We start from the raw sequence: 24,035 nt of genomic DNA on the forward strand, positions 1-24,035 counted from the left end.
AAGCTCGACACCTTCCTGCCTCCCGCGCACGACCTCGTTACCACTGGGGAAAGCACAAGGGGCACGGGATGAACGTGCAGGTCCTCGCCGATCCCTTCGGCCGGCTGCTGCGGGCCTCACCGGCCCTGCCCGGCGCTGTCCACGACATCCGCGCGGCTCACGAACACGGCATCGTCGAGGCCCTCACCGAGGCTGTCACCACCTGCCGGGCCGACAAGGGCGATCGGGGCGCCGGCGGCACGGAGTCCGTACCCCGTGCTGGGGGCGGTGGGAGACCCTGTCCGCTGCCCAGCAGGCGGTGAACCGGTCCCACGCGAAGACCCGCGCCCTCGTAGAGCAGGCCCCGCGGCCACCCTCAAGTCCTGGCGGCTCCCTCGCAAGCTCCGGGGCTCGACCACCCGGATCACCTGCCTCGCCCTGGCCGTCCCCACCCTGCATTTGGCCAGCTCAAGCCGGTGATGGAAAAGCCTCAATGACTTTCTGATCAAGAGGAAAAAGATCTCGGCGTTCAGCGCGGTGATCGCCTGTTCCCGGGGATTTCGACAATCGGAGTCTCACCTCCCGGCGAAGAGTCCGGGAGGTGGCCTCGTCTCGACGCTCTCCTGTCTGATCAAGAATTCTTCGCGTGCGCGACGCAGTTGGCCGGGTCACGCCTTGCCGCACCTTGTCCACGAGTCTACTGTTCCCCTTACAGCCCCACCCAGGAGGGAAGCGATCAAGTGTCCAACAAGGTGATCTGTGAGTTTGCTGAAAATATTGACGCGACTCGAATCATCTCCATGGAGGGGAGCCTCGTAGAACTCGAGGTCCTGGCGTCAGGGGCCGGGAACATCAACGGCCATGCCGTGCAGGTCATCGCCAACCACCTGATGCGGCGCCTCCAGGACGGTACCGCGATGACCACCTGCCGGATCATCGCCACAGCGGAGGGGAGTTTCGACACCATCGCGTTGACCGGTTCCTCGTCGGGCGAGCGCGATGACGACGGTTCCTACCGTCTGCGCGGTTCCATGAGGGCGCAGAGCACGGGCGGTGTGTTCAAGGACCTGGACGGCAAGAACATGAGCGCCAAGGGTGAGATCACCCCCGACGGTCACGTCAACAGCGTCTACAGCCTGCCCGAATGACGCACCGAGCCGAGCGCGTGAGCATCGGCACGGGGGCAGCGCTCCGGTCCGGCCGCCGCATCTCCCCACTGTGCTGAGGACCGTCCAGCACGTGCCCCTCCCGAGGGGGCAACGGCATCCGTCACTGGAAAGGCAGGAGCATGGCCACCGATGAAGAGCGCGACGTGACAGGTGCTGCCGCCGCTTTGCACGCCCTGAGGAACGCAGGTGTGCGGGTCGTATTCGGCATACCCGGCAGAGCCATACTCCCGCTGTACCACACGTTGGGAGATTTTCCAGAGGTGCGCCACATCCTGACCAGGCACGAGCAGGGTGCGGGACACGCGGCCTCGGGTTATGCCCAGGCCGCCGGCCGCCTCGGAGTGTGTCTGTCCACCTCCGGGCCGGGTGCCACGAACCTCGTCACCGCCCTGATGGACGCGCAGAAGGATTCCGTGCCAGTCCTGGCGATCACGGGGCAGGTGGAGAGTGACCAACTGGGCACCGGGGCGTTCCAGGAGGCCGACATCTGCTCCGTCGCCTCGTCGGTCACCAAGTACTCCGTGGAAGTGACCCGAGCGGCGGACGTCTTCCCGGCCGTCACCGAGGCCGCCCGTAGGGCGATGAGCGGACGCCCGGGGGCGGTCCTGGTTTCCATCACCATGGACGCGCTCAACGGAAGGGCCCCGGCGCCCGGCGGCGGACCGGAAGCAGCCGACCCGCCGACGCCCGAGCGCGCCCGGATCGAGCAGGCCGTGACAGCGCTGCTGGATGCCCGCCGACCGGTCCTGTACGTGGGCGGTGGAGTGGTACGGGGCGAGGCCGCCGGGCCCATGCGGGAGCTGGCGGAGGAGATCGGCGTGCCGGTCGTCACCACCCTCATGGCACGCGGTGTGTTCCCGGACGGCCATCGGCTCGGTTTCGGCATGCCCGGGATGTACGGAACGATCGCGGCGACCGCCGCCCTGCAGAAGGCGGACCTGATCTTCGCCGTCGGAGCCCGCTTCGACAGCAGGGTGACTGGGAAGCTGGACACCTTCGCTCCCGACGCCCGGGTCGTCCACATCGACATCGATGATGGAGAGATCTCCCACAGAAGGCACGCCGACATCGCCGTCAACGCGCACTGCCGCCCCGCCCTCACCATGATGAGGGACCAGGTCCGCGAAGCCCTCGAAAGCGGCCGGCACCGCAGCCCGGACCTCTCGTCCTGGTGGGACACCCTGGACGGCTGGCGCAGCCGGCATGAACCGGGCCACGGCGAGGAGGTCGACGGGGCCCTCGACCCCCGGTACGCCGTGGAACGCCTCGGATCCCTCACCGCCGGCCCGAACACCCTGTACACGGCGGGCGTGGGCCAGCACCAGGTGTGGGCGGCCAAGCACATCCGCTACGAACGCCCACGCACCTTGATCACCACGTGCGGCGCCGGAACCATGGGGTACGCGGTCCCCGCCGCCATGGGTGTGCAGGCGGCTCACCCCGACGCGGAGGTATGGGCCATCGACGGGGACGGGAGCTTCCAGATGATGTGCCAGGAGCTCGCCACCTGCGTCCAGGCCCGGCTTCCCATCAAGGTCGCGGTCATCAACAACGCCATGCTGGGCATGGTGCGCCAGTGGCAGGACCTGTGGTACTCGCGTGACGACAAGGAGACGGACCTGTCCGACCACGAGGCGACCGAAAGCCCGGACATCGGTGCGCTGGCGCGGGCCTACGGCTGCGCCACGTTCACGTGTGCGGACCCGGGCGAGGTGGACCGGATCGTGACGCAGGCCTCCGCGGTACGCGACCGCCCGGTGGTTGTCGAGTTTCTCGTGTCCAAATCGGCCAGGGCGTATCCCCTGGCACCACCGCAGGCACCGGTACCGGATCTTCTTCCTGACTTCGACGGCATCGACTGAGACCGGACCACCCGGCCCGACGGTGATGCTTTGACCGCGGAAGGGTTCATGGATGGCTGGGAACGCATCGGCCGAACGTGCTGCGCAGTTCGAGCGCTTGGCGATGGACTGGGCCGGGAAGGCGGGACTGGGGCAGCCCGGCGCGGCCGAGCTGGCGCAGGCTTTCGCGACACTGGCGGTCGCCGCACGCCTCGACCACCTGCAAAGGCGGCTGAGCGTCGTCGGTGACCAGTTGAACGCCACCAAGAGGGGATTGGAACAGGTCGCCCGCGGGCTGTCCGGCACCTGACCACACGCAGGCCGGCAGTCTGGACCGTCAGCGCGTGGGGCCGCGAAGTCCCGTCGCGGGCTTCCGCTACCCGTACGATCCGGGCCCGGTCCCTCGGAGGGGCCGGGCCCAGGCCCGTGCCGTATGCCGGCCTCAGTCGGCTGGCCTTCCCCGAAGTCCCCTTCCCTGGTGCTCCCGGAGCAGCAGAATCGGGACGTCGATGCGGGCAGCGGTGCGGAGGGCAGGGGCTCATGGGGATGCAGGACGTGTGGGCGCGGACGCATGGCACCGTCTGCGGCAGTAGGACCGTGCGAGCGGACACGATCGCGCCGAGCCGCCCGGGGAGGAGGGCCGCGCCGCGCTGGCGGACGGGCTGCTGTCTGCCATGGCCGCCACTGTCGCTTGTCGCTGTCCCGAACCGTCACCTCCTGGTCCTTCACGACACCGAACTGCAGTGGTGCCGTGCCGCGATGGACGGTGCCGGTGAGGGCTCTGTCCCTATTGACGACAACGGGCCCGCTCAGCCGCCCCGGTGCCGGTCAGGCAGACGTTCCGCCCTCCGCACCTCAGCCGCCAAAGGAGACGGCCAGGGCGCGGCGTTGCTGTCTCCCGGGAACTGCCGCGCGAGCACGGCGCGGTCGGTGTACGGGGCGTTCAGCCCGTGCATGCGCAGAGCCGTCCGGCCCGAACCCAGCGACCGCCGCCCCGCGCGCAGCGGCGGTCGTTGGATTCGGGGGCCGGTTCGGCATCGGTGGCCCGCCCGGCGGCGCTGCGGGCCCGCGGGCTGCGGGCAGGCGATGGGAGAGGGACGTCGGGGCAGATCCGCCTGTCCGGCGTCGGCCTTCACGGCAGGTCGCCTTCCTCATGCCACACGAGTAAGACCGTGTCCTATGTGGTGAGGCGGAGGAGTCGTTTGTAGCAGCAGAGTGCTGCGGCGAGGCCGAGGAAGGCCAGGTAGTTGCGGGGGTGGCGTTCGTAGCGGTGGTTGAGGCGGCGGTAGCCGGTCAGCCAGGACATGGTCCGCTCGATGACCCACCTGCGGCGTCCTAACCGTTCGCTGGAGTCGATGCCTTTGCGGGCGATGCGGACGCCGATGTGCTTGCCCACAACCATTGGGGCAGGTGGGGGACGTCGTAGGCTTTGTCCGCGTGCAGGCGCTGGGGTTTGAGGTAGCGGCCGCGGTGGGGATCGTGTCTTGTTTGGTGACCGGCGACCATGGGCTTCAGCGCGAGGCTGTCGTGGGTGTTCGCCGCGGAGACGCCCACGAGGAGGGGCAGTCCGTTCGCGTCCGACAGGATGTGCATCTTGGAACCCGGCTTGCCCCGGTCCACGGGGCTCGGACCTGTGAGTTCGCCCCTTTTTTTAGCCCTGACGTGGGCGGAGTCGAGCACGGCCCGGGACAGGTCGAGGAGGCCGGCGTCGTCCAGGCGGTGCAGGATTTCCTCGTGGAGACGGCCCCAGACGCCGGCTCTTGACCAGATCAGGAACCTGCGGTGGGCCGTCGACTTCGATATCCCGAAGCACGGCGGCAAAGCCCGCCAAGCGCACCCGCTGACCAGGACGTAGATGATCGCCGCGAACAGCGTCTCATCAGACGTGTCCTGCGTCCCACCGCCCTGCGGCCGTACCTTCGACGGCGGGATCAACGGCTCCGCGATCTCCCACAGCCCGTCCGGAACAATCCAACTCCACGTACCCCGCCCCATGAACAACCCAACAACCGCCTCACCACATAGGACACGGTCTTAAGATGGGGCTGGCCGCAGTTCGACAGAGCTTGCCCAGGTCTCTCGGACTACCCGGGCCCGCCCACGAGTCGGACAATCACGACGGCTGAGCGCCATCCGTGCTCTTCTCCGCATCGCAACGGCATGGCCCAGACAGGTAGTGTGCCCTGACCCCTTGAAGCTATGGCATCTCTCTAAGCCCACGCAGGACTATGAGCGGACTCAAGCACCCGAATGGCTGATCATGAGATCGAGGAGACCGGATCATGCGTCGTCGTGCTGCCTTAATATCTGCCGTTCTGGCGGTTCTGGCACCTCTCGCCACCGCGACTGCCACGTCTGCTCAGGCCGAACCACTTCCACTACTAGTGTCGTGCAACGGAACAGCCGACACCGAGTACGCCCCAGGCATCACCTACACCGCACGGCCGGTCAAGGCGACCACCGTGTACACCTACCTGCCCTGTATCGGACTCGCACAGGCCGAGAGCGAGACCACCATCCAGACAACCACGCGCTCTTGCGCCGACCTGTTCTCGCCGGCGCCAGCTAGGACGACTTTGCGCTGGGAAGACAGCGCCGAAACCTCCGTCGTGGATGGCACAGTCTTCTTTGCCCAAGTCAACTCCACGCTTCAGATCGTCCGGGAGGGAGAGGTGACAGCAGGTCGGTTCGAGGGGAACTGGATGCGGCGGACGGTCACCTACTCGGGAGTGGACGCACTCACCGAGTGCATGAGCGAACAAGGGCTGCAAAACCTGAACAACGGCATCCTGGAACTACTGATCACACCCGTCTGAGAACCTTGAACAGCGGCCGCATCTGTACCCAAAGGCGTCGCGCCGGTACCGCGCCCCGGTACCGGCGCGATCCTCACCGGGCCATGCGGCCCTCACACACTGGCCTGCTCCACCGCCACCTCCCTCGCCACCCTGGCCGCCGGGTAGCAGCGCACGCCCGGCCTGGCGGGCGGCGCCAGCGCGGCTCTCTCACCCGTGTTCGGTAGTCCCTGTGCCCACCCGTCATTGCGGCGACGGAACACCCCAGGCGGCGAGCTGGTCGCGCTTCCAACCCCGGCGGGCGTGCGGGCGGCTTCGACCTCGTGGCCGGTCACAGCTGCATGTAGCGCACCACGGCTCAGGGGGTGCCGCCGGACCAGTCCCAGCGGTTCCGCTCGCCGGGGCGCGGGTCGTGTATCGCCCGGCCGCCGGCGCCGAACTGCCCGAGCTCGGTCATCAGCGTGACACCGGTCGGGTTCTCGTCCGCTGTCCAGCCGGTGATGTCGAGTACGAGCCCCCAGGCCATCAGGGCGGGCCCGGGGTCTCACGGAGGCGGGGGAGCGGTCAGAGGCTGTCCCAGTAGCTCTCCGGCGCGCAGGGCGGCCCGAACCGTTTGACGGACCAGCAGGTGCAGTTTCCGCCCTCGTACAGCCCGTCGTCGGCCGTCTCCAGGAGGCCGGGCGTTCGGGGCACGGCCGTCCGCAGCGTCCGGTGTGTGGCGGTCAGTCAACTTCGGTGCTACACCGCCGGAGCGCCGGGAGATGCGATTGTCGACGGGGGCTTGGCCGGGACCGGCTGCGAGGGAAGCCGGGGGCCGTCGGTGTCTTCTGCGGGGCGGGGTCTGGCTGGGGCGGCGAGCCCCAGACGCAGCAGTAGCAGGGCGCTGAGGTCGTGGATCGTGGAGCCGCCGCGCAGCAGTTCCATCGGGGGGATGTCGACATCGAACTGCTGGCGTACCGACACCAGGAGTTCGGTGGCCATGAGGGAGTCGATACCGAGGTCGGCGAGCCGCCTGTGCGGGTCAAGCTCGTCCGGATCTGTCTGCGTGGTCTTGGCGAGGATCTGCGTGATGGCCTTCTGCAGCGCGGCCCGTGCCTCCTCGGGCGGCAGGGCGGCCAGAGAGGCCATGAACGCTTCCTGTGTCCGGCCGTCGATCTCCTCGGCCGGCGGGATAAGAAGGCTGAAGCGGGCCTCGTCGGCCGCGCTCAGTACTCCGCGGAATCGGTTCCAGTTCCAGCGGGCGACACCGGAGACGGGGATGCGCCGGGTGAGGACGTGGTCGACGGCGCTGAAGGCGTCTTCCAGGCCGAGCGGCTCCATTCCCACGGCGGAGAGCCGGGCGGCGAGGTTGTTGTTGACGACGTAGCCGGTCTCGTCCAGTGCTCCCCAGCGGATGGCCTGAGCGGGTAGCCCGGCGCGGCGCCGCTGACGGACCTGTGCCTCGAGGAAGAGGTTGCCGGCCGCGTACGGGGCCTGCTGGATGTTGCCGAAGTCCGCGGACGCCGAGGAGACCATGAGGAACAGGTCGAGGTCCCGCTCGCGGGTGAGCCGGTCCAGTACCGCTGCCCCTCGCGCCTTGGGGGCGATCACCGCGGTGAAACGCTCGGTGGTCAGTTCGTCCAGCGGGGCGTCGTCCAGGTGCATGGCGCAGTGCACCACGCCGCGCAGCGGGTGCGCGCCCGCGTCGATGTCATCGAGCAGAACACGGATGCGGTCTTCGTCGGTGACGTCTCCGGCGTGGGCGTGTGCGTGCACGCCGCGCCGGGTCAGTTCGTCCAGCAGTGCGGGGGCTTCGGGCGCGTGGTGGCCGCGTCGGCTGACCAGGGCGAGGTGGCGGGCGCCGCGGTCGGCCAGCCAGCGTGCGGTGGCCGCGCCGAATCCGCTGAGGCCGCCGGTGACCAGGTAGGTGCCGTCCGGGTCCAGTCGCACCTGCCGCGGTGCGGGTTCCACCAAGGGAGGTGCGTCCATGGGGTCGAAGGCGACGACGACCTTGCCGACATGGTGGGAATGCTGCATCAACTCGAACGCCTCCGCCACCCGGGCGGCCGGATAGACACAGTGCAGCAGGGGCCGGTAGTCGCCGGCCTGTACGCGCAGGTGGACCTCTTCCGCCAACGTGAGTGCCACGTCGCGCTGCTGCGCCAGGGCGGTGAGGTCGACGCCGAAGAAGGCGAGGTTGTCGTAGAAGGGCCGCAAGGACAGTGGGTTGTTGTCCATGATGTCGCGTTTGCCGAGCTCGATGAACCGGCCGCCGGGACGCAGCAGTTCCAGGCTGCGGTTGATGGCCTCACCGGCGAGGGAGTTGACCACGACGTCGACACCGCGACCCCGGGTGAGACGCATGATGTCGGGGGCGAAGTCGAGGCTGCGCGAGTCCACGACGTGCTGGACTCCGAATTTGCGCAGCAGGTCGCGCTTAGTTTCGCTGCCTGCGGTGGCGATGACGTGGGCCCCATGCAGAGCGGCGAACTGCAGGACGGCCAGTCCGATACCGCCCGCACCCCCGTGGACCAGCACGGTTTCTCCCCTGCGCAGCCGTGCCAGGTGCTCCAGGCTGTAGTGGACGGTGGAGAAGGCGACGGGAAGCGTGGCCGCGGCCTCGAAGGTCATGCCGTCCGGCATCCGGTGGAAGGCCGGTGCCGGAGCGGTGGCGTGCGAGGCGAGGGCACCGGGAGCCATCCCGTAGACCCTGTCTCCCACCCGCAGCCCGATCACCCCGTCTCCTACCGCGCTCACCACACCCGCGCATTCGAGGCCGGGCACGCTGCACGGCATGCGTTCGTGCACCTCGGGGGGCAGTAGCCCGGTCGTGATCATGATGTCGCGGTAGTTCAGCGCGGCGGCGCGCACGGCCACGGTGACCTCTTCCGGGCCGGGGACGGCGGGCTCCGTCTCCTTCCACGCGAGGCTGTAGGACAGTCCGGGACTGCGCACGCCGAGGGAGTAGCCGTGCGGGGTCCGGCGGGTGGTGGCGGGCAGCGGCAGCGCGCGGGGAACGAACCGGCCACCTCGGACGAGGGCTACTTCGGTTTCTTCGGTGCGTGCGCGCAACTCGTCGGCGAGCCGCCGCGCGTCGATGCAGCGGTCCGCGGACCGCTCCAGGCTGACGCGGCGCACCCGGAGATCGGGGCATTCGTTGGCCAGTGTGCGCGCGATGCCCCACGCGGTCGCGTCGGCCGGCGCGGTGGGCTGTTCGGGCGCGGGCAGCGCACCGCTGGGCCGGGTGACGAGCCACACCCAGCCAGGGGAAGCCGGAGCCGTCCGTCGGCCCGCGTGTGCCATGGCGCGCAGGATCGCGGCCCGCCGGGCGGCGCGGGCCGGCAGCTCCGGCGGATTGTCGCAGGAGGTGTCCGCTAGAAACAGGACCAGGTGGACCTCCGTGTCCGCGGTGATGAGCCCGGGGTCCCAGTCCGCGGCGTCCGCACTGGCCCGAACGCGCCGGACGGCGTACTTCCCGGTGCCGGTCAGGGTCGCTTCCACCGCGATGGCCAGGAGGTCTTCGCCGGGTGCCTCGCAGGCCAGGACCACGGTGCACGGTGTCTGCCCGTCGTGGTCCGGGGCCACGGCGGTGCGGGGACGGGACCCGATGGGAACGGTGGCCAGCAGTACGGACGAGCCCTCGCCGAGGGGTCCGCCCTCCTGGCGCTCCTGCGCGACCTCGGCGAACCCGCATCGCCTGAGGAGGTGCGGCCAGGCCGCACTGGGCAACAGCGGGGAGACCGGGCGCAGCGAGCGGTCGGTGTGGTGATCCCAGAAACTGTCGAGCAGACCGAAGAAGGGCGCCAGGGCATCGGTGGAATGAACCTCGAAGGCCAGGAGGTGCCCACCGGGTGCCAGCAGCACGGCGACCCGGCGCACTGCGGCGGCGAGGTCCTTGCTGGTGTGCAGGGCGTTGGCCGCGACGACAAGGTCGAAACTGCCCTCGGTCAACTCCTGCCCGGCCGGATCGGCGTCCAGGTCGAAGGTGCCGTACCGGACGAAGTCGTAGTGGCTGAAACGCTGTCGAGCGCGAGGCATGAAGTAGGGCGAGAGGTCGGTATAGAGGTAGGTGGTCCGGTCGGCCGGCAGCAAGGGCAGCAGAGCACTGGTCATGCCGCCGGTCCCGGCCCCGACCTCCAGCACGCGCAGAGGCCGGTCGGCTGGCCAGCGCCGCACCATCTCCCGTACGAACACCTGCGCGCTCCGGTTGTAGAAACGCGTCATCAGCGCGACGTCGTAGAACTGTTCCAACGCGGGCAGGACGCCGTCCGAGGTCAGCAGCTCCAGGGCGTCGGCCGCTCCGCGCAGGACCGCGGAGGCGTGCCGCTGGTTGCGTACTCGGAGCATGAACAGATTGCTGAGACCGGGGCTGTGGCGCATCGCCTCGCCGTAGAGGGCCCGCGCCCGGTGGGCAGCGTTCAGCCACCACGCGCCGGCACCGGCCGGCTCGGCGATGCCGTGCCACTCCTCCATCGACATCGCGTGCTCGAACCGCGCGGCGAACTCCGGTTGCAGCCCTCCAAGGACCAGGTCCGCAACAGTGAAGGGCTGCGCGGGGTCTGACAGGAACTCGGCGGCCTCCGCGGCGACAGAGTGCACGTATTGCTCCCTGAGCAGGGCGAACCCGGCCTCAAGCTGCAACGGGGCATCAGCATGGCGCCGTTCGGCGATCCGTTCCGCGCACTTCGCAGAGATACGCGTCGCCGACGGGAGCGGACTGGCCGGGGCCGACGTGCGCGGCAGGGGAGTGGCACGCATCTCGGTGTGCTGGTACAGGACGGGCACATGGTCGGGATGGGTGAAGCGGCGTTGGCGGCAGCCTTCCAGCTCGACGCTGACGGTGCCGTCCTCGTCGACAACGGTGATGTCCCAGCACGCCTCCGCGCCCGTGTAGGAACGTTCGCGCACATGGATGAGCCCACGGGGAGAGGGGGTGCGCCAGATCCGCACCCTGGCGATGCCCGACGGCAGGTAACCGGTCTTTCCGTCCAGCAGCTTGTCCAACAGGAACGGCACTCCGGCCTGGAGGGCACCGTCCAGCAGCGCCGGGTGCACGGTGAACCGCTCGTCGGACGATCGGTGGTCGTAGTGGGCCAGTACTTCGCCCTTGCCCACGCGCAACTCGGTCAGGACCTGGAACGCCGGCCCGTACCCCAGACCCACCTGGTCCAGCCAGGCGTAGTGGTCGGCGGCGGAGATCCGCCGGGGGCAGCGCTCCCCGAGCCGGGCCACGTCCGTAGGGTCTGGGGCGGTACCCAGCCGCGCCCGCACCCGGGCCCTCACGTGCGGACGAGGCTCACGGCTGTGCTGGTCGGTGCTGGTGATGGTCAGCCGCCCGTCGTCGGCGTTGAACGCCACCTGCGTGCGGACACCGCCGGCGTCCGCCCACGGCACCGCCAGCGGAGCGGCGATCTGGAGGTGGTCCACCTCAACCGGCGCGTCGAGCGCGATGCGCCCGGCGGCCAGGGCCATCTCGACGTACCCGGCGGCGGGCATGACGACCGATCCGGTGACCTTGTGGTCGACCAGCCAGGGGACCAGCGTCGGTTCCACCGCCCCGTCCCACGCGGGATGCGGGCCGGGCATCCGCTCGCCCAGGAGCGGATGGTCGATGGCGCCGCTGCCGCTGGTACGCACCCAGTCCCGCCCAGCGCCCTGCCAGTGGCGTTTGCGCTGCCACGGGTACGCGGGCAGGTCCGCCACCCGGCCGGGCCGGGGGAAGTACACACTCCAGTCGAGGTCGGCGCCTGCCGCCATCACCGCTTCCACCGTACGGCGCAGGGCCGCTGTGCTGCAGACTTGGCGGCGCAGGGTGGGCACCACCGCCACCTCGGCCCGCGCTTGGGCGGCCGTGCGCCGGAGGTAGGAGCGCAGGACGGGATGCGGGCCGATCTCCACCAGGACGTCCGCGCCGTCCGCGAGGACCGCCTCGGCCGCGGAAGCGAAGGCCACGGGGGCGCGTACGTTGTGCCACCAGTAGGCGGCGTCGAGTTCCGGACCGTCGGCCCGCCTGCCGGTCACGGTGGAGTACAAAGGGATCTGCGTCGGTGAGGGTGTCAGCCCCTCCAGGGCTGCGCGCAGGGGCTGCTGGAGCGGTTCTATGGCGGCGCTGTGGAAGGCGTAGTCCAACTCCAGCACCGTGCAGGCGATGTTCTGCGCGGCGATGTCCGCGGCCAGCCGCAATACGTGGTCCGTAGGTCCGGCCACCGTGACGTCCTGGGCCGTGTTGACGGCGGCCAGCTCCACTCCGGGATAGCCGGCGAGGAGTTCGGTGGCCCGCTCGGGGGAGACGGCGAGGGCCGCCATCCGGCCGCTGCCGGCCGTTCGTGCCTGGGCGAGGCTGCGTTCCGCGATCACCAGGGCCGCCTGCTCCAGGCTCAGGGCCCCGGTGGCGTGTGCGGCGGCGACCTCGCCCACGCTGTGCCCGAGGACTGCCGCGGGGGTGACGCCGTACCGGCGCAGTATGGCGGTCACACCCACCTGCACCACGAACAGCAGGGGCTGGGCGATCTCGGTGGCCGCCATCTCCCCGGCGGTGACGGTGGTGAGCCGGTCCGCTACCGACCAGCCCAGGAGCGGGCGTAGCGCGGCATCCGCCTCACGTACGGCGTCGCGAAAGGCGCCGTCGTGCGTGAGAAGGTCGGCTGCCATACCCGTCCACTGCGAGCCGTTGCCGGAGAAGACGAACGCCACCCGCCCGCGCTCGACCGCTCGGCCGAAGACGCCGGTGTCGGCCCGCACCGCGCTGGGCGATGACTGTGCGGACTGCTTCTCCTCGGCTTCCCCCGGGCTCTTTTCGACTTCCTCCCCAGCGAAAAGCCGTGCCAGGCGTCGAGCTGCCTCCTGCGGATCCTGGGCGAGGACGACCGCCCGCTGACCACGCAGGTCACGGCGCATGCTCGCCGTGTACGCCAGGTCGTAAAAGCCTGCGACGTCAGCCTTTTCCAGGTGCTCGCTCATGCGGGCTGCAGCCTCGGCCAGAGCGGGCCGTGAGTGCGCCGAGACGGTGACCGGCCGCAGCGTCACCCCCTCGCCGCCGCCCAGGGGGCGCTCGACGGGTGCAGCCGCTGGAGGGGCTGCGAGGATGACGTGCGCGTTGGCGCCGCCGAAACCGAAGGAGTTCACGCCCACCAGGGGCCGTTCGGTCGGCTCCAGGACAGTGGCCCGGGCGACCGGGGCCAGGTTGAGCGCGGTGAAGTCGATGTCGGGGTTGGCCGGTCGGGTGTGCAGTGTGGCCGGGACCGACCCGTGCCGCAGCACCAGCAGCGCCTTGAACAACCCCGCCACCCCGGAGGCCGGCTCCAGATGGCCCAGGTTCGACTTCACCGAGCCGATCGGCAGCACCGTACTGCGGCGCGCTCCAAGAGCCCAACCGATCGCGCGGCACTCGGCCGGGTCCCCCACCAGCGTGCCCGTGCCGTGGGCCTCCAGGTACACCAGGTCCTGCGGGTCCGCCCCGGCCTGCGCATAGACTCCGCGCAGCAGCTCCTCCTGCGCGTCGGGGTTGGGCAGGGACACTCCCGGGGTGCGCCCGTCGCTGTTGGAGCCGCTGCCCACGATGACCGCGTGGACGCGGTCCCCGTCGGCCAGGGCGTCCTCCAGCCGTTTGAGCACGACGAGACCGCCGCCCTCGGCCCGCACGAATCCGTCCGCGTTCGCCGAGAACGCCGCGCACCTGCCCTGCCGGGACAGCATGGACGCCTGGGAGAAGCCCACGTAGTGGTAAGGGCTGAGCAGCACGTTGACGCCGGCGGCGAGAACCATCCGGCTGGTGGCTTCGTGCAGGGTGCGGCAGGCCCTGTCCAGGGCCACCAAGGACGAGGAACAGGCCGTGTCGATCGCCATGCTGGGCCCGCGCAGGTCCAGGAAGTGGGAGATGCGGTTGGCCGCCAGACTGGAGGCGCCGCCGACCATGGTGTAGGCGTTGACGGACCGCTGCTGCATCATCTGCAACGCGGCGTACGAGGCGTCCGAGACGCCGACGTACACCGCGGTGTCCGAACCCGCCAGCGACCGGGACGGCAGGGCGGCGTCGTCCAAAGCCTCCACCGCCAGCTCCAGAAGCATCCGGTGCTGCGGGTCCATCCGCGCGGCCTCCTTCGGCGTGATGCCGAAGTAGTCGGCGTCGAAGGAAGCCACGTCCTCCAGGAACCCGCCCGCCGCCGTGTAGCTCTTGCCAGGACGCGGCATGTCAAGGTCGACGAAGCGATCCCGGTCGAACCGCTCCGGCGGCGCCTCACCGATCAGGTCCCGCTCCTCTTCCAGAACCCGCCACAGGCCGTCAAGGTCGACGATGCCTCCGGGCAGGCGGCAGGCGGCACCGACGATGGCGATCTGCCGCGCTCCTCCCGGGCTGGTGCGAGCATTCACGATGAGTCCCCCACGGTGCGGCTGCCGGAACACAGCAGGTGGTCAACGACAACGCGGATGCTGTCACGCAGGCCGCCTACGGCATACCGCCGAGCCGTCCGCGGTCCGGTTCCACTCAGCCGCTCCCCACAGGCACTGACCAGCAGTGGCACGTAATCGGGCAGTGCTCGCGGAGCCCCCTCCCGGCCAGGAGGACCACCCGCACGGGGTAACCGGCGATCACTCGTCAGAACCGTGACGGCCCGCGGCTCCCGTTACCGAATGGGCGGGAACGCGTTGTGCACATAATCCTGACGGCGTCCCCCAACCGTCGCCGCAGCCGACGAAATGGCACTGCACATGAACACGTTGACGCGAGACTCCCTGATCGGAACCTGGCGACTTACCGAGATGAACGCGCAATGGCGAAACCGCCCGATCAAGGTCTTCGCCCAGGGAACTCTCGTCTACACCGCCGGGGAAACCGTCTCCGTCGTGATGCACGTCGGCCGCTCCCCCCGTTCTCGCCCCCGTAAAGCCGTCGCTTACACAGGACGTTTCCGCATCGACGGCCACGAGGTGATCCACCGGGTGAGCAGCGGAACATGGCCGTTCGGCCCGGGGAGGGAACTTCGCCGCCACGCGGAACTGCTCACCGACCGGTGCCTGAGCCTCGCCCTCGCCCCGAAGGGAACGGTCATCGCCTGCGTCCTGGTCTGGGAGCGGACGGGCGATGCGTAGGGGATCCGCCTACGGGCGTCGTGGCGAAGGCCACGCTCGGTTCATCGCTCGTCGGGTGCCGCCGCAGGAGCGGAAGGCCGACCGTCCCTGCCTTCCGCGCACGGTGCCTGCCCCGAGCCCTCCTCCCGCGCCGGTGGTGCTGCAGTGATGCCACCGTCCTGCGCGCCGCTCCCCACCGCCCGCAGAAGTGGCTGAAGCGTCCTGTGGCGGATCAAGGCGCGATCGACGAGCGGATTGACCAGGCCGCGCAGCATCCCGACCGGCTGCCAGCGGCGAGGAGCGGTGATGCTGGGCGCGCGTCGCTCGATGCCACGGACCACGCGGCGGGCGACCGCCTCCGGGGTGACAGCGGCAGCGAGAGGGCGGGGGAAGGCGGCGGTGCGCATTCTGGTGGTGAACTCGTCGCCACCGAATGCCGGGCGGCTCATCGGGGTGTGCACCCAGCCCGGGTAGAGGATCCCGGCGGTGGCCTGGTGCATGGCCAGCTCGACGCGCAAGGCGCGGGCGAACTGTTCGACGGCCGCCTTGGACGCCGCGTAGGGGGCGTTGGCGGCCCCGTTGACGTACGCGTAGATGGATGCTGTGACCAGTACATGGCCACGGTGGGCGATGACCTGGGGCAGAGCCGCCCGTACCGTGCGCCAGACGCCCAGCAGGTCCACCTCAACGATGTGCTCGAACAGCTCCGGGTCGATGCCAGCGATGGTGGCAGGGGCCTTGGGCGCGACGCCCGCGTTGGCGAAGACGACGTCGAGCGCACCGAACCGGTCTACCGCGCGGATCACCGCGTTCCGCAGAGCCGCCGGGTCGGTGACATCGACGCTCAGGGGTAGCGCGCGTCGGTCTCCCAACTCGTGTGCCAGGACCGTGACCGCTGAGAGGTTGCGGCCCACGAGAACGATGTTGGCCCCGCGGGCGTGCAACGCTCGGGCACTGGCTGCCCCGATGCCCCCAGCGGCGCCAGTGAGGAGAACGGTTTTACCGGGCAGGGAGTATCTGGGCATGGGCCGCGTCCTCATGTCGGATGGGCTACGTGATGTGCTGGTGATCGCCGGGACAGCATGGCGGTCTTTCGCACGTCTCCCGCGTACCAGCTGAGGCATGTCGCCGGGCGGGGGAGCATCGCGCCCGTACACCGGAGGCGGGCACGGGCCGACGGGAGGCACATAGGTGCGGTCCACTGGACAGCCCAGCGGTGCCGGAGTACTGCCGTTGCACTCCCACCGACCGCACCCCTCTTCGGAAAGCCGGTGTCGTCCACGATCAGCACGGCGTCCCGGTCACCCAAGTTGTCGAATTGGGTCAGCATCCGGTGGATGTGGTCCGGGCCCCGTGACTGGTCTCCTCGGTCAAGGTCCAGCCATTCTTGCGCCACAGCGGAGCGATCAATCCCCGCATATAGACCAGTGCCGACTTCCTAAAGGTTGTCTCATAACTGTTGGGGCTGGTGTGCGTTGGGCTGGTCGTGCAGGTGCTGAGTGCGGAACGTCGGGAAGTGATCGAGGTGTTCACCGGTCTGGCGCCGACCCGGTTTCGGCGGCTGGTTGCAGCGGTGGAGAAGGCTGGCGGGGCCGAGCTGGCCGAGAGTAGGCCGGGTAGGCCATGGTCACTGCCGCTGGCCGACCGCGTGCTCCTGGTGGCGGTATACTACCGCACCAACCTCACGATGCGGCAGCTCGCGCCGCTGTTCGGCGTCTCGGTGGCCGCTGTCGGCCGCGTCATTGACCGTCACGCGCCCTGGCTCGCCCTCCAGCCGCTGCGGCGACTCCCGAAGCGAGAAGAGGTGCTGATCGTGGACGGCACCTTGGTACCCACCCGCGATCGCACCGTGGCAGCGCCGTCGAAGAACTACCGCTACTCGACGAACCTCCAGGTCGTCATCCAGGCAGACACCCGCCTGGTGTTCACCGTCGGCGACCCGCTGCCGGGCAACCGCAACGACTGCACCGCCTTCCACGCCTCGGGAGCCGAGGCAGCCTGCGGGAAGGCGATAGTGGTTACCGATGGCGGCTACCAGGGCACCGGCGCGATCATCCCGCACCGCCGCAGAGCCGGACAGGCCCACCTTCCGGACTGGAAGGAGGAGCACAACGCCTCCCACCGCCAGGTGCGAGCCCGCGTCGAGCACGTCTTCGCCCGGATGAAGACCTGGAAGATCCTCTGCGACTGCCGCCGCCGTGACAACGGCGTCTACTGGGCCGCCACCAGCATCGCCATGCACAACCTCGCCCACAGCTGACCCCTTACGAGACAACCTTTAGGCCCGTTCCCTCTCTTGGCCGGCAAAGCGCAGCTGCCAGTGTGAGGTTCCTGCCCGAAGGGAACGAGATTGATGGTCAGTACGTGCGCCGCCGAGTTCAGCGTATAGGCGACAGCCCGGCCCACCTCGCGAGGCGGCATCTGCGGGATCCTGTTTCCTTCGAAAGCATATCCGAAGGCCTTGCTGGCGGCTGCCGAAGCTTGGGCCACCGCAGGATTGTCGTAGAGTCCCGTGTCGACGACGCCGGGATTCACCTCGGTGACGTGGATGCCGCGCTGGTTCAACTCCAGAGCCGATGTACGTACAGCGTGATGCAGGTCGGCTTTGGCGCTGGCGTGCGAATACCCAAAAGGATACGCGCGAATACCACTCATGGAGCCGATGACAATCAGCCGCGTGCGTTCCTGTCCTGCAATCCGTGGAATGATTTTCTGCACCAGTAGCAGGAGAGTGGTCACTACGGCATCGAACTCCTGGGCAGGGAAACCGTGGGTGTCCGTTCGACGGGAAGATACGGATTATCGTCGGGAATCTTGTAGTTCGCCGCACCCAACCCGGCGGAGTGGACGACATCCACGTGCCTTCCCTCAGGAATGCCATCCACCATCCTCTGCACAGACGAGGGATCAGATAGATCGACAGGAAAAATCGAAACCTTCGCGGATCCGCACATGTCCAGAATGGACTGCCGCACCCGGGAGAGTTTGGCCAGGAACGGCGGCGGAGACCCGAAGAAGCGCGGCGGGGCCGTCTTCCCGGTCATGGTCTCTCTTCCCTACAGCACCAGCGCCACAGCGCCTGAGAGCGCCGTCGCGCAGCACCTGGACGACGCCCGCAACCGGCCGGGAACCACCAAGCCGGTGAACCCGGCCAAGGACGTCGCCGGTTCGAGACGCAACAACCGCTCCACCGCCTCTACCACGACGAACAGCGCCGGTCGGACAATCGCAGCACGGCAATCGCCACCTGCGTTCAGCACTGGGGCCGGGACTACGCCAGCAGCGACCCCGCCGGCCCACGGGAGTGCGACGAGTTCCCCTTCGCCAGCACCTACGAGGGAGCGGCTCAGTCCCAGCACGACTCGACGAAGCCCGCGGACAACTACTCCGCCAGGCCACTGGCCAAGGCGGACAACGGCGCGGCCGGCAACATTCTGGCTACCTTCCGCAACCGCAACCGCATCGTTGACGGGTTCATCGGGACCGAGGAAGTGGACGCCTACTACGTGAAGGTCAACTGACCTCGGCGCCGGGGCCGACAGCATCGGCGGCCCCGGCGCCCCCTCAGGTCACTGGGGAATCCGGCCAGAACTGTACGAGGTAACGCTCCACGCCGCGGAACGCCATCGGCGGCCAGCTGCGCCACCGCGGCACGGCCGGAGGAGTACGCCCGCACCTGCCAGCGCATTCCCTCGATCCCCAGCTCGACGGTGCTCGGCGCGCTCCCGGCAATCACTTCGACGGACAGCCGGCCGGTGACCGACACCAGCTGGGCCTCGCCTTCCGCCTCCCAGACGGTCTCGTTCTGCGGGGGCTCTGCGTCCCACACTTCCGTCACCATCACTGCAGTGTGGGTGTGAGCCGCGCTCTCAAAGTCCAGGCGCATGCCATACGCCGTCAGAAATGGACGATCGGCAGATACCTCTCGGCCTTCTGGGAAGGACGCAGGGAATTCCATGTCGTCGTACTCCTGAAGCGCGAAGCCGTGAAAGTCCACGAGAAACGCTACTTCCTGCCGCCGTATCACCGATGCCACTTTGTCTCCTCCCAGGCCATGGTCTCTATCGCAATGTTTGCACCGACGACGGCTGCGACGGAAGGAGTTCCCGCCAAATCAAGCTCTCAGTTCAAAGGGCTGGTGTGATCGGCCCTGGGGGTTCTCGTGCTGGTCGTGAGCGGAATCTTACGGAGAAGACTCCGGAACTCGGCACACACCGGGCCGGACCACAGGAGGAGTCGCGTGAGCACCCAGCGCGAAGTAGCCGTCGCGTTCGATGAGGACCAGGAGTCCGAGCCCGATGAGCTTGTGGGGTGGCAGCTTGTCTGGAAGCGGCCCCGGACGCCGAAGTCGAAGGTGGCGAAGAAGCAGGAGCTGCGCGAGCAGTGGCGGCGGCTCCGGGACGCGGGGCGCGCCGCCTCGCCGCCGCCGGGCAGTCGCGCTGGCCCCGGTCTCGGCAGAGCCGGGTCGGCAGCGCGGCCACGCGCCGTGACGCCCGCGCCCTGTTCCGGCTACGGCACTCCACCGCCTGGCTGGGGTGACGATGCCTCGTCCACCGAGCGGAGCCCGCTTACTCGGTGCACGACAACGTCCGCGACCCTCCTCATCGGTACGAAGCTCGCAGTCGCGGGTCGTGGGACCTCGACACGCTCCATCCATGAGAACGGACAGCAAATGTTCACCACGTCGGGAGGCACCAAGGATTCGAACAGTCCGCAACCTATGACTGCGCAGGACGGAGCGATCAGTCCCACCGGTCGTCGCCAGTGTGCCAACGCGGTCAGGTCTGACCCGCGGCGCGCAGGGCCCGCGCCAGCCATTCCAGCTCCTCGGTCGCGTCGGGCGACGAAGCCTGCCCGCGCACACGGGCGACGAGCCTGCGGTAATTCTCCGCTCCTGCCTCGATCCCGGCCTCCAGGCTGCGCAGCACGGCGGCCCGGTCGGCGTCACCGAACAGCTCGGACAGCACCTCGGCCGCTGCCGGCCCGTCGGGAGCGACCCCGCCTTTTCTGACCTCCGCGACGGTCTGCACGATCTGCCGGGCCCACCAGATGGACGCCCCGCGGGGACTGCCCTGCCCCGGTACGGGCGTGTTGAGCTCCATCCATGTGCGCAACCGGGCGCGGAATCCGGGGTCCCGCACCAATTCCGCCAGTTCGATCCAGGCGTCGACCTGCTCAGGTGTTGGGTCGTCGGGCAATTCGATGCTGAAGGTGCGCATGCGGTCGCGCAGGCGCGGGTCGTCGAGGCCGCCGAACACCTCCTCCTTGAACTCGTCGATGATCTGCTTGCGCTCGGCGGCGGAAAGCCGCGCCAACCGGTTCATCAGTGCTGTCTCCTCAACGGTTGAACCCCGTTTCGCCACGGTGGACAGGACGGCCCGGCTCACCTTGAGCGAGCGGATCTGCGCATCGAGCGCGGCCACATGCGCGTCGGCGACCTCGGCGACCGTGGTGCGGCCGCTCAGGACGCGGCACACGTCGTCGAGCCCGAGGCCCAGCTCCCGCAGGGTGCGGACCAGCTCGACGCGGGCCACGGACTCGGCGTCGTACAACCGGTAGCCGCCCGCGGAGCGGGCCACAGGCGGCACCGCCCCCTCGTCCGACCAGAAGCGCAGGGTACGCACCGGAAGTCCGGTGCGGTGCGCGAGCCGGCCAATGGTGAGCACGTCGGGGCGTTCGTCGTCCATGAGTAAGATCCTGAACCCTCCGGCGGCTGGAGACTCAAGCGCCTCAGTGCGACGAATCCCGAAGTCACATCACTGACCGGCAGATCACGTGACTAGAGAGAAGCCCCAGGCCAGGGGCTCAGGGTTCCGGCAAGAACCACGGGAACCCACGAGGTGTCGCACAGAAGGGGCTGACAGCCCATCGCGGCCGCCTCATCCCGGAGCTGCGACACCGAAAGCCATGAATCGAACAGAGCCGGAGGCAGGTGCCTCCCGAAGTGGTGAACATTTGCTGTCCGTTCTCATGGGCAAAGCCACCGCCGCGCACCTGTGACGGATACCGCGCCCCGTCGACCGGCACGACCGGTGCACCAGGGACACCCTCAACGCCCTCAAGGACGACGGGAAAGTCCGGGTGGAGACACGACTGGAGTCGGGCCACCAGCTGTTGGTGCTCACCGAGCGAGGACACAAGGAAGCCAAGCAGCTGCTTCCGAAGACGGTGCGAGTCTCCGCGCTATGCAAGCTCGAGTACAACGACGACGGCGAGCCGGTCACCGGCGACGGCTTCGACGAACACGCCGCCGCCGTCACCACGACCGCCGCGGTGCTGACCGGGGCCGGGTTCGGCACGCCACTGTCCTGGCAGACCGAGATCGCCCACAAGCTCCCCTACGGATTCACCCAGTACGCCGACCTGACTATGCGCGCCCCCGCCGCCGGGGTGCCGACGATGCTCTTGGAGGTCGATCGCCTCACCGAGCCCATCGACGTCCTGGTGGCCAAGCTGCGCCGCTACACCGAGTGGTTCGAGCTCCTGGCGCCGAAGGCCGACAGGACAGGGAGCGGGTGGCCCGCGCATACGGGGGAGCGGCGGTACAAACTTTCCGGCTGTGGCGGCGCCTCTACCCGGTGCCCGGCCGGGAAGGCTACGTGCCCGTCGCGTTCGTGTTCACCGGGAAGACCGCCGCGCAGCGCGCCAGCCGGATCCGGCGCCTGGAGGAGAACGCCCGCCGCTACTTCGTCGGCACCCCCTGTCCGGGCAAGGCCGCGGGGATCACGGCCGTGGACTACCACCAGGCGGTGCCTGTGGTCGTCACCGAACTCGAGCGGATCACCGCCGACCCGGCAGGGGCCGCCGGGGAGGTGTGGCGCAGGCTCGGATGCGCACGGTGGCAGACCCTGACCGAGGCGCTGGACAACCCGGACGGCGACCGGCTGCACGCCGTCCAGCGGGAGCGGGCCCGGCGCCGGGAGGCGGAGCGGGAGGCAGCGGAGCGGGAGGCGCAGCGGCCGGTGTGCACCGGCTGCGGGCAGAGGTTCACCGACGCCCGCTGGCAGGAGGTGCTCGGGCGGGGCCGGCCCTGGGGCAGCGGGAGCACCGGTATGTGCGGGCTGTGCGCGAAGGAGCACTTCGACCTGGCGCTGCTGACTACCGAAAAAGCGCTGCGGATCAAGCTCTACCAAGGCCCTCCCCCTCGCAGGACAGCGATGGCCGCAGCCTAGACCGCGCCTCCGACAGCCGGTACCGATTCAGCTACAGCAACCGCAAGACGGACAATCCCCGGAAGCTCTTCAACCCCCTCAACCTGGTGGGGCCAGGAGCCGTCAACAGGAGCACCGGCCGGTACGGACGGGGGAGGGATCGCCTGGCCCCCCCATCCGGCGTACCAGGCTGCTCTGGCCCGGGGGTGCCGTGTCAGGCCCGGTTCCTACCGTCCGCTGCCGACCGGTCGGTGCCGCCCTTGGGGTTAGTCGAGGATGCCGAGGGCGGTGTCGGGGCGGCAGCAGGGGCAGGGCGGGGCCTGCTGCCGCAGGGCGTCGGCTGCTTGCTGCCGGGTGGCGGGACGGCATCGCCGCTTGCTCTTGGCCACTGCCCAGCAGTCGCCGGTGTGCACGGCCTCGACGCTGGTGCGGTCGCGGCCGTACTGGACCAGCCAGTCCGGTGGCGTCGGGCGGTTCTGCTGGCCCCGGCGCCGTTCCGCCTCGCGTCGTTCCTCGGCTGCGATCCAGCCGTCGACCTGGGCGAGGGCTGCCGTCGCCTGCTGCACCACCACCCGGCGGGTGAAGTGGAGCAGCTGGAGCCGCGACGGTTCATCGGTCACGTGTTCGATTCCACGAACCTGGGACAGGCCAGGACGGTCTGGGGCCGCCGGAGCCTTGTCCGCAGACCAACGGTCCGCCGGGATCGACCCGAACACGGGCGGCCGACGCACCCAGCAACGGAGGCGGTGTCCATGAGCGCACCCACACCTGCCCGGGCCCGGACGGCAAGACTCCAGCCTCCAGCCGCCCGGCTTCGGCCCAGCGCTCCCGCCTCACCCTTTCCCCGGACTTCTGTACCGATCAGCAGCGGCGGTCACCGCTGCGCCGTTACCGTGACTGGTAGACATTCCGCCCTGCGCCGGAGGCCGCCGATGGAGTCTGATCGCGCGGACGGCCGCGATCGTGGCCGGAACAGCGACGGGCTGTCCGTCGACGTAGGTGGTCATGGTGGGGGCGGCCTGCCGGTGTGTGGGGTGGGGGAAAACGCGTTGGCCTTGTGCGCTGAAGAGCATGAGCGCCCGCATGTCGACGAGGAGTGTGACGCGGTCGCCGGGCCAGCTGCGCGCTCTGTGGCGGGCTCGGAGGACGAGTTCGCCGACGCTGTAGTGGTCGGGCAACGGCGGTGCGGGCTGAGGCGGTGGGCTGGGGTGGTGGGGAAGTTGGTGGGCCTGTGCCATTTCTTGTGGCAGGACGAGTCTTTGTGGTCCGAGGCTGATGGTCATGGCCCCGTCGATCGGCGCGTACAGGGCGCCGTGCACGAGGTTGATGCGCGGTGTGCCCACGAAGGAGGCGACGAAGGCGCTGGCGGGCAGGGCGTACAGCTCTTCCGGGGTGCCGATCTGCTGCAGGGTGCCGTCATGCAGGCCGGCGATGCGGTCGCCCAGCGCCATGGCTTCGGCCTGGTCGTGGGTGACGTGGACGGTGGTCGCGCCGGTGCGTCGCACCACGGAGAGGATCTCGGTGCGTAGCCGCACGCGCAGGCGGGCGTCGAGGCTGGAGAGTGGTTCGTCCATGAGGAAGACGGAGGGTCGGCGGATGACGGCCCGGCCCATGGCGACGCGCTGGCGTTCTCCGCCGGACATCTGGGCGGGGACGCGGCTGAGCAGGGACCGGATGCCCAGCCGGTCGGCGACGGTGTTCACTGCCTGGGCGGTGGCGTGTCCGTCGCCGCCGCGAGCGGTGAGGGGGAAGGCGATGTTCTCGGCGGCGGTCATGGTGGGGTAGAGGGCGAAGTTCTGGAAGACCATGGCCACGTCGCGTTCGCTGGCGGGCAGGTCGTTGGCCGGTTGCTGATCGAGGGAGAGCTCGCCGCTGGTGATGGTCTCGAGCCCGGCGATCATGCGCAGGAGGGTGGATTTTCCGCAGCCGGAGGGCCCGAGGAGGACGAGGAACTCGCCGGCGTCCATGTGGAGGGAGACGTCGTGGACGGCTCGGTGGCCGCTGGGGTAAATCTTGCTGAGGTGGTGCAGGGTGATGGTGCTGCCCACGGCG

18 protein-coding genes and 4 pseudogenes are annotated in these 24,035 nt (G+C 69.3%); 10 read left to right on the plus strand and 12 right to left on the minus strand.

What is annotated here, in order from left to right; all coding sequences use genetic code 11:
• Positions 1–29 precede the first annotated feature (29 nt).
• The 4 genes and pseudogenes from V1J52_RS22000 to V1J52_RS22015 form a co-directional block, all read left to right on the plus strand.
• Positions 30–459, plus strand: a pseudogene (locus V1J52_RS22000) (transposase family protein); the annotation flags it as partial.
• Between the two features lie 260 nt (positions 460–719).
• The gene (locus V1J52_RS22005; RefSeq protein ID WP_330141680.1) at positions 720–1,127 is read left to right on the plus strand and encodes a hypothetical protein; all 408 of its coding nucleotides are present in this window, start codon (positions 720–722) and stop codon (positions 1,125–1,127) included.
• 140 nt (positions 1,128–1,267) lie between these two features.
• Positions 1,268–3,010 (plus strand): biosynthetic-type acetolactate synthase large subunit, encoded by a 1,743-nt coding sequence (ilvB, locus tag V1J52_RS22010; protein WP_330141681.1) that lies wholly within the window; start codon positions 1,268–1,270, stop codon positions 3,008–3,010.
• A 52-nt stretch (positions 3,011–3,062) separates the two neighbouring features.
• Complete coding sequence (locus tag V1J52_RS22015; protein WP_330141682.1) at positions 3,063–3,299, plus strand: hypothetical protein; 237 nt, start codon at positions 3,063–3,065, stop codon at positions 3,297–3,299.
• Between the two features lie 867 nt (positions 3,300–4,166).
• Here V1J52_RS22015 and V1J52_RS22020 read toward each other — a convergent pair.
• A protein-coding gene (locus tag V1J52_RS22020) for an IS5 family transposase (RefSeq protein WP_330141713.1) occupies positions 4,167–4,984 on the minus strand; the annotation gives its coding sequence in 2 pieces (ribosomal slippage) (positions 4,167–4,384 and positions 4,384–4,984; 819 coding nt in all).
• Between the two features lie 467 nt (positions 4,985–5,451).
• Here V1J52_RS22020 and V1J52_RS22025 point away from each other — a divergent pair.
• A complete protein-coding gene (locus V1J52_RS22025) occupies positions 5,452–5,805 on the plus strand; it encodes a hypothetical protein (RefSeq protein WP_330141683.1) in 354 nt (117 codons plus the stop codon).
• Between the two features lie 337 nt (positions 5,806–6,142).
• Here V1J52_RS22025 and V1J52_RS22030 read toward each other — a convergent pair whose 3' ends face one another.
• Genes V1J52_RS22030 through V1J52_RS22040 form a run of 3 tightly spaced genes read right to left on the minus strand, consistent with a single transcriptional unit; the run spans position 6,143 to position 14,133 of the window.
• Positions 6,143–6,310: a hypothetical protein gene (locus tag V1J52_RS22030; protein WP_330141684.1), complete on the minus strand. Its 168-nt coding sequence runs from the start codon at positions 6,308–6,310 to the stop codon at positions 6,143–6,145.
• A gap of 38 nt (positions 6,311–6,348) precedes the next feature.
• Positions 6,349–6,477 (minus strand): hypothetical protein, encoded by a 129-nt coding sequence (locus V1J52_RS22035; RefSeq protein WP_330141685.1) that lies wholly within the window; start codon positions 6,475–6,477, stop codon positions 6,349–6,351.
• Positions 6,478–6,522: 45 nt separating this feature from the next.
• Complete coding sequence (locus V1J52_RS22040) at positions 6,523–14,133, minus strand: SDR family NAD(P)-dependent oxidoreductase (RefSeq protein WP_330141686.1); 7,611 nt, start codon at positions 14,131–14,133, stop codon at positions 6,523–6,525.
• A 390-nt stretch (positions 14,134–14,523) separates the two neighbouring features.
• On the opposite strand from V1J52_RS22040, the gene V1J52_RS22045 reads away from it, so the two are divergent.
• Positions 14,524–14,853 carry a lipocalin-like domain-containing protein gene (locus V1J52_RS22045; RefSeq protein ID WP_330141687.1) on the plus strand — a complete coding sequence of 110 codons (330 nt, stop codon included), beginning with the start codon at positions 14,524–14,526 and terminating at the stop codon, positions 14,851–14,853.
• 41 nt (positions 14,854–14,894) lie between these two features.
• Here V1J52_RS22045 and V1J52_RS22050 read toward each other — a convergent pair whose 3' ends face one another.
• A complete protein-coding gene (locus tag V1J52_RS22050) occupies positions 14,895–15,956 on the minus strand; it encodes a short-chain dehydrogenase/reductase (protein WP_330141688.1) in 1,062 nt (353 codons plus the stop codon).
• 85 nt (positions 15,957–16,041) lie between these two features.
• Positions 16,042–16,272: pseudogene (locus tag V1J52_RS22055) on the minus strand (transposase); the annotation flags it as partial.
• A gap of 46 nt (positions 16,273–16,318) precedes the next feature.
• On the opposite strand from V1J52_RS22055, the gene V1J52_RS22060 reads away from it, so the two are divergent.
• Entirely contained in the window at positions 16,319–17,092 is a 774-nt protein-coding gene (locus V1J52_RS22060; RefSeq protein ID WP_330141689.1) for a transposase, read from the plus strand.
• On the opposite strand, the gene V1J52_RS22065 is transcribed toward V1J52_RS22060, so the two are convergent.
• Both V1J52_RS22065 and V1J52_RS22070 read right to left on the minus strand, forming a co-directional pair.
• Entirely contained in the window at positions 17,044–17,571 is a 528-nt protein-coding gene (locus V1J52_RS22065; RefSeq protein ID WP_330141690.1) for an SDR family NAD(P)-dependent oxidoreductase, read from the minus strand. The two genes, V1J52_RS22060 and V1J52_RS22065, sit on opposite strands and share 49 nt — an antisense overlap.
• On the minus strand, positions 17,571–17,876 hold the full coding sequence (locus V1J52_RS22070) for an SDR family oxidoreductase (protein WP_330141691.1): 306 nt from the start codon (positions 17,874–17,876) through the stop codon (positions 17,571–17,573). Before V1J52_RS22070 ends, V1J52_RS22065 begins: the two co-directional genes overlap by 1 nt.
• A 162-nt stretch (positions 17,877–18,038) precedes the next feature.
• Here V1J52_RS22070 and V1J52_RS26195 point away from each other — a divergent pair.
• Positions 18,039–18,353 (plus strand): annotated as a pseudogene (locus V1J52_RS26195) (NucA/NucB deoxyribonuclease domain-containing protein); the annotation flags it as partial.
• Here the strand turns inward: V1J52_RS26195 and V1J52_RS22075 are convergent.
• Both V1J52_RS22075 and V1J52_RS22085 read right to left on the minus strand, forming a co-directional pair.
• Positions 18,335–18,868: a hypothetical protein gene (locus tag V1J52_RS22075; protein WP_330141692.1), complete on the minus strand. Its 534-nt coding sequence runs from the start codon at positions 18,866–18,868 to the stop codon at positions 18,335–18,337. The pseudogene V1J52_RS26195 and the gene V1J52_RS22075 overlap by 19 nt on opposite strands.
• A 742-nt stretch (positions 18,869–19,610) precedes the next feature.
• Positions 19,611–20,519, minus strand: coding sequence for a helix-turn-helix domain-containing protein (locus V1J52_RS22085; RefSeq protein ID WP_330141693.1), 909 nt, complete (start codon positions 20,517–20,519; stop codon positions 19,611–19,613).
• 394 nt (positions 20,520–20,913) lie between these two features.
• Here V1J52_RS22085 and V1J52_RS22090 point away from each other — a divergent pair.
• Positions 20,914–21,252: pseudogene (locus tag V1J52_RS22090) on the plus strand (hypothetical protein); the annotation flags it as partial.
• 179 nt (positions 21,253–21,431) lie between these two features.
• Positions 21,432–22,004, plus strand: coding sequence for a hypothetical protein (locus tag V1J52_RS22095; RefSeq protein ID WP_330141714.1), 573 nt, complete (start codon positions 21,432–21,434; stop codon positions 22,002–22,004).
• Positions 22,005–22,249: 245 nt separating this feature from the next.
• On the opposite strand, the gene V1J52_RS22100 is transcribed toward V1J52_RS22095, so the two are convergent.
• Complete coding sequence (locus V1J52_RS22100) at positions 22,250–22,603, minus strand: DUF6233 domain-containing protein (protein ID WP_330141694.1); 354 nt, start codon at positions 22,601–22,603, stop codon at positions 22,250–22,252.
• A gap of 213 nt (positions 22,604–22,816) precedes the next feature.
• Positions 22,817–24,031, minus strand: a complete 1,215-nt coding sequence (locus tag V1J52_RS22105; RefSeq protein ID WP_330141695.1) for an ABC transporter ATP-binding protein — start codon at positions 24,029–24,031, stop codon at positions 22,817–22,819.
• Positions 24,032–24,035: the final 4 nt, after the last annotated feature.

The sequence above is a fragment of the Streptomyces solitudinis genome, assembly GCF_036323765.1.
GTDB lineage: Bacteria > Actinomycetota > Actinomycetes > Streptomycetales > Streptomycetaceae > Streptomyces.

Excerpts from the sequence above, each read along its gene's own strand:
- V1J52_RS22030 (WP_330141684.1), bottom strand. The coding sequence starts at position 6,310 with ATGGCCTGGGGGCTCGTACTCGACATCACCGGCTGGACAGCGGACGAG.
- V1J52_RS22085 (WP_330141693.1), bottom strand. The coding sequence starts at position 20,519 with ATGGACGACGAACGCCCCGACGTGCTCACCATTGGCCGGCTCGCGCAC.
- V1J52_RS22045 (WP_330141687.1), top strand. The coding sequence starts at position 14,524 with ATGAACGCGCAATGGCGAAACCGCCCGATCAAGGTCTTCGCCCAGGGA.
- ilvB (WP_330141681.1), top strand. The coding sequence starts at position 1,268 with ATGGCCACCGATGAAGAGCGCGACGTGACAGGTGCTGCCGCCGCTTTG.
- V1J52_RS22070 (WP_330141691.1), bottom strand. The coding sequence starts at position 17,876 with ATGACCGGGAAGACGGCCCCGCCGCGCTTCTTCGGGTCTCCGCCGCCG.
- V1J52_RS22050 (WP_330141688.1), bottom strand. The coding sequence starts at position 15,956 with ATGCCTCAGCTGGTACGCGGGAGACGTGCGAAAGACCGCCATGCTGTC.
- V1J52_RS22015 (WP_330141682.1), top strand. The coding sequence starts at position 3,063 with ATGGCTGGGAACGCATCGGCCGAACGTGCTGCGCAGTTCGAGCGCTTG.